Annotated in this window: 3 protein-coding genes and 1 tRNA gene; 1 reads left to right on the top strand and 3 read right to left on the bottom strand. The window is 55.7% G+C overall.

All coding sequences use genetic code 11. The annotated features are described in order from the left end of the window. Window positions 1–85: 85 nt before the first annotated feature. The 3 genes from QVF11_RS25820 to QVF11_RS25810 form a co-directional block, all read right to left on the bottom strand. Entirely contained in the window at window positions 86–817 is a 732-nt protein-coding gene (locus tag QVF11_RS25820) for a MurR/RpiR family transcriptional regulator (RefSeq protein WP_112216058.1), read from the bottom strand. 285 nt (window positions 818–1102) lie between these two features. Continuing rightward, window positions 1103–3421, bottom strand: a complete 2319-nt coding sequence (gene yicI, locus QVF11_RS25815) for an alpha-xylosidase (RefSeq protein ID WP_287860408.1) — start codon at window positions 3419–3421, stop codon at window positions 1103–1105. A gap of 13 nt (window positions 3422–3434) precedes the next feature. Next, window positions 3435–4829, bottom strand: a complete 1395-nt coding sequence (locus QVF11_RS25810) for a glycoside-pentoside-hexuronide family transporter (RefSeq protein WP_287860407.1) — start codon at window positions 4827–4829, stop codon at window positions 3435–3437. A 294-nt stretch (window positions 4830–5123) separates the two neighbouring features. Here QVF11_RS25810 and QVF11_RS25805 point away from each other — a divergent pair. Further along, window positions 5124–5218 (top strand) — tRNA-Sec (locus QVF11_RS25805).

The raw sequence follows: 5218 nt of genomic DNA, 5'->3' as shown, positions 1-5218 counted from the left end.
TCGGCGCGGCTTCATCCCGGTGGCGCTGCGCTGACCGGGCTACAAACTCACAGCCATCTGCGGGCCGGTAGCCCGGACAGGCGCGTCAAGCGCCGCCTCCGGGGATACCCGTCTGCATAAACCACATCTTCAGCAACCGCTCAAAACCGAGTATGCAATAACCGAAAAACGGGTTACTCCAGTAAATATCGTCATCGAACTTCTGCGGGTCATGAATGATAAACGCCGTATCCGCCGCCTGCGCCAGCGGGCTTTGATAATCGCCAGTAAAGCAGACCAGATTAATCTCTTTCCCCTCCAGAGCCTTCACCCAGTTCAGCGCCGAACTGCTGCGCCCGGATTTGGAAATAATCCAGATCGAATCAAATTTGGCGGCGTTCTTCTGCTCCAGGATTTCATAATCCGGCCACAATGCCAGGCTGGCATTCACCCCGATCACCAAAAACTTATTATAAATATACTGGGCGATCAGCTGCGAAAAGCCGCTGCCGTGAATCAAAATGCGGTGATTTTGCAGACTTTCCAGCAGCGGGGTTATCCCCTCCACCGGCTGAATGCTCATATAATCGATATCGTTAGTCACATCGAGTTTGGGCATGGTGATATTGAATTTAATAAAGTAGACCAGCTCCAGCCAGCCGCTGAATTTCAATTTCTTCGCCAGCCTCACCAGCGAGGAGGGATTGCTATAACAGTGTTCCGCGACGGCGCGGACCCCCTCGCGAACGCATTGCTCAGGATCGTTCTGGATAAAGCGCAGCACAGTCATCTCAGTTTTGCTTAGCTTCACATCACGAAAGATATTTTCTAAATCCATTCCGGGCTCCTCTCAGCGGCAAACTACGCTATCACCTGGCGGCAATAGTGTCTGTGGGATGAATCACCAGAATGAAATGAACGTTACTTTTTTCGACAAAATGGAATAAAAAAACCCTCTTCATAAACGAAGAGGGGTTAGCTCGTAGCCCGGTCAGCGCAGCGCCACCGGGAGGATAACCTGAGCCTGCATTACGCCTGTATTCCCGGAGGCGGCGCTTGACGCGCCTTGTCCGGGTTACGGGTCCGCAGATAACTGCGAACCCGTGCTTCGGGATAGAAAACCTTACAGCGTAATCGTCAGCGCGTTGCCTTGCGCGGTGACGACTGCACCCAGCTCGCTACCCGCCTGAGCGCCGCCCTGCACACCCGCAACCTGCGGGATATTGCGCAGACACAGCGTCCAGCCGCTGGCGTCGCCTTCACCGCTGACGGTAATGGTGTTGCCCTGGCGTTTCGCCTTCAGCGTGAAGACCACCGAACCGTCCGCAGCCGGAACCTGGCAGACGGCTTCGCGGCCATCGTCGAGGTTGAACAGCTGGAAAGCGGTGCCTTCGTTCCACGCGTAGTCCGGCTTCTGGTCGTTGTTGCCCAGCGCCAGCAGGGTGTTGTCGCGCACGTAAACCGGCAGGCTCAGCACATCGTGATTCTGCTTATGCCAGCGGCTACCCTGCGCTTCGTCGTTGTGCCACAGATGCGTCCAGTTGCCTTCCGGCAGATAGAACTGCACATCGCCCGCTTCGCTAAACACTGGTGCGACCAGCACGGAATCACCCAGCATATACTGACGATCCAGATAGTCACAGGCCGGGTCGTGCGGGAACTCCAGCATCATTGAACGCAGCATCGGCGTACCGAACTCGTTGGCAAGCCGGGCCTGGCGATACAGATACGGCATCATGCGGCATTTCAGCTGCGTGAAGTGACGCACTACGTCGCAGGACTCGTCATCGTAAGCCCACGGCACACGATAGGATTTGCTGCCGTGCAGACGGCTGTGGCTTGACAGCAGGCCGAAGGCGCACCAGCGTTTGTAGACATGAGCAGGCGCGGTGTTTTCGAAGCCACCAATATCGTGGCTCCAGAAACCAAAGCCGGACATCCCGATCGACAGGCCACCGCGCAGGCTTTCCGCCATGGATTCGTAGTTGGCGTAGCAGTCGCCGCCCCAGTGAACCGGGAACTGTTGCGCACCCACCGAGGCGGAACGGGCGAACAGCACCGCTTCTTTCTCGCCAACGGTCTCTTTCAGCACGTTCCACACCAGCTCGTTATAGATGAAGGCGTAGTGGTTGTGCATTTTCTGCGGGTCGGAGCCATCAAACCACTGCACGTCGGTCGGAATACGCTCGCCAAAGTCAGTCTTGAAGCAGTCAACGCCCATCTCAATCAGACCTTTCAGCTTATCGGCGTACCACTGGCAGGCTTCCGGATTAGTGAAGTCATAAATCGCCAGGCCCGGCTGCCATTTATCCCACTGCCACAGCGATCCGTCCGGACGTTTCAGCAGATAGCCTTTCTCGTGCAGCTCTTTAAATACCGGCGAACGTTGACCAATATACGGGTTGATCCACACGCAGACCTTCAGACCTTTATCTTTCAGACGCTTAATCATGCCTTCCGGGTCAGGGAATGTGACCGGATCCCACTCAAAATCGCACCACTGGAAGGCCTTCATCCAGAAGCAGTCGAAGTGGAACACGTGCAGAGGCAGATTGCGCTCCGCCATACCGTCGATAAAGCTGTTAACCGTCGCTTCGTCGTAGTTGGTGGTAAACGAGGTGGTCAGCCACAGGCCGAAGGACCAGGCTGGCGGCAGCGCCGGACGCCCGGTGAAACGGGTATAGCGGTTCAGCACCTCTTTCGGGGTCGGGCCGTCGATCACGAAGTATTCCAGATGCTCGCCTTCGACGCTGAACTGCACCTTAGAGACTTTCTCGGAGCCGATTTCGAAAGAGACGCGCTCAGGATGATTAACCAGCACGCCGTAGCCGCGGTTAGTCAGATAGAACGGAATGTTTTTATACGACTGTTCGGTGCTGGTACCGCCATCTTCGTTCCAGGTTTCTACCGTCTGACCATTACGCACCAGCGCGGTAAAACGCTCGCCGAGGCCGTAGACGGTGTCGCCGACGCCGAGATCAAGGCGCTCGAACATGTAGTTGCGATTAGTGTTCGTATCCTGCACATAGCCGTCGTTTTTCAGCTGGCTGCCGGTAATACGTACGCCGTCGCGCAGGAAATCCAGCGACCAGAAGTCACCTTTGGTGACGCGGGCGGTCAGGTTACCGCTCTTCAGCTCGGCAAACTCATCGCCGTTCTGAATTTCAACGTTTACATCTTTCAGCACGTTCAGCGGGTAATGCGGGCCGTTGTTCAGCGCCCCCTGGAAGTGCTCCATGCGTACGCCGATCACCCCTTCCTGAGGGGAGAAGAAGCGTACGGTAAAGAGCGGAACGTCCAGCTGAGCGGCACGCTCACGGACTTCGCGAGACGCGACGTAGACCACCATCTCGTTACCCTGCTGCTCAACCTCATACACCTGCACGGGTTGGATCAGATTGAGCCCTGGTTGGATAAGCCAGTTTCCATCACTGATTTTCATCAATAGCTTCCTCTTAGTTTTGCAATTCTTTGCCTGTCGGCGCTGAAGTGAAGTCGTGTTCGTTGCGGCGCGCACCCTGAGCCAGTTCTGCCATCATCTTTTTCAGGAACGGCGTTTTCAGGGTGTAGTAGCGTTTAGCGATAACCGCGCTCAGCAGGTAGCAGACTGCCGGAGCGAGGGTGAACAATGAGATAATGATGGTGATGGTGGCGCTGTTCTGGGTTTTGGCTGCAGCATCGTATCCACCACCGGCCAGCATCCAGCCAATCATCGCGCCGCCCAGCGCCAGGCCCAGCTTGAGTACGAACAAGGTGCCCGCGAAGCTAATACCGGTCAGGCGTTTGCCGTTACACCATTCGCCGTAGTCGACGGTGTCGGACATCATCACCCACTGAATCGGCGTGACCAACTGATGCAGTACGCCAATCACGAAGATAAAGGCGAACATGGTGATTTCGGCATCCATCGGCACGAAGAACATCGCCACGCTCAGCACCGCCAGGATGGCGTTGGTCCACCAGAAGACGCTAACTTTGCATTTCCAGTCGGTGAGCGGCTTCGCCAGCGCCGAGCCAATCAGGTTGCCGACGCAGTAGGTGGTGAGGAACGCGGTAAACAGCGCAGCGGACCCCATGATCCAGGTGGTGTAATACATCATCGCGCCGCCGCGAACGCAGACTGCGAGAATGTTCAGAATGGTCAGCAGGCCAACTACGCGCCACTGATCGTTGCGCCAGATATCGCGCAGATCTTCACGCATCGAGGTGGAACTCGGCGGCGCTTCGACGCGTTCTTTGGTGGTGAAGAAGCAGAAGGCAAGCATCAGGAAAGCAATCACCGAGAGCACCGCAATACCGCCCTGGAAGCCAAACGCCTTGTCTTCGCCGCCGATAAAGTTCACCAGCGGCATCATCAGGACGGTCGAGAGCATACCGCCCGCCGTCGCCAGCACAAAGCGCCAGGACTGCAGGGAGATGCGCTGAGTCGGGTTGTCGGTAATGACGCCGCCCAGCGCGCAGTACGGGATATTGACCACGGTGTAGAGCAAGGTCAGCAGAGTGTAGGTGACCGCAGCGTAAATCAGCTTGCCGTTATGGCTCAGGTCAGGCGTGCTGTAGGCCAGCACGCAGACGAGGCCGAACGGGATCGCGCCAAACAGTATCCACGGGCGGAATTTCCCCCAGCGGCTGCGGGTGCGGTCGGCCAGCAACCCCATGCACGGATCGGATATCGCATCCAGCGCGCGGGCCAGCAGGAACATGGTGCCGACATAGCCGGCAGGAATACCAAAAATATCGGTATAGAAAAACATCATATACAACATGACGTTATCGAAAATGATATGGCTGGCGGCATCGCCCATGCCGTAGCCAATCTTCTCTTTGACGGACAAAATATGATTTTTCATAACAACACACTCATCTCTCAGCGCTACCGCTTGTTGGTACCGGTTACAGAATTTGTAAACTATCCGCGCGGTAAGATGAATTGCGATATCTCATAATCAAATTACGTTTCTTGTTTTATGTGATCTCGGTAGCCTGAAAGAGTGTATAAAAGTGTAACCCACGGATTTTGCAAGGATTTGTTTAAGAAGGTTCTGTAAAGTCCAGTTTTAACAGTAAAAAAGTGCGTTGGGGTATGTGGTTAATGCAGGAAAGTAGCTATAATGCGCCCCGCCTCCATGTAGCAATCGAGGCGCGGAAGATCGTCATCTCCGGTGAGGTGGCTGGACTTCAAATCCAGTTGGGGCCGCCAGCGGTCCCGGGCAGGTTCAACTCCTGTGATCTTCCGCCA

Origin of the sequence: Klebsiella sp., from assembly GCF_027492335.1 — a bacterium.
Classification (GTDB): Bacteria; Pseudomonadota; Gammaproteobacteria; order Enterobacterales; family Enterobacteriaceae; genus Klebsiella; species Klebsiella huaxiensis.
Note: the sequence above shows the minus strand (reverse complement) of the source record. Positions and strands in the feature narration are given on the sequence as shown.

Bases quoted from the DNA above. Each gene is read 5' to 3' on its own strand.
- QVF11_RS25820 (WP_112216058.1), bottom strand. From the start codon at position 817: ATGGATTTAGAAAATATCTTTCGTGATGTGAAGCTAAGCAAAACTGAG.
- yicI (WP_287860408.1), bottom strand. From the start codon at position 3,421: ATGAAAATCAGTGATGGAAACTGGCTTATCCAACCAGGGCTCAATCTG.
- QVF11_RS25810 (WP_287860407.1), bottom strand. From the start codon at position 4,829: ATGAAAAATCATATTTTGTCCGTCAAAGAGAAGATTGGCTACGGCATG.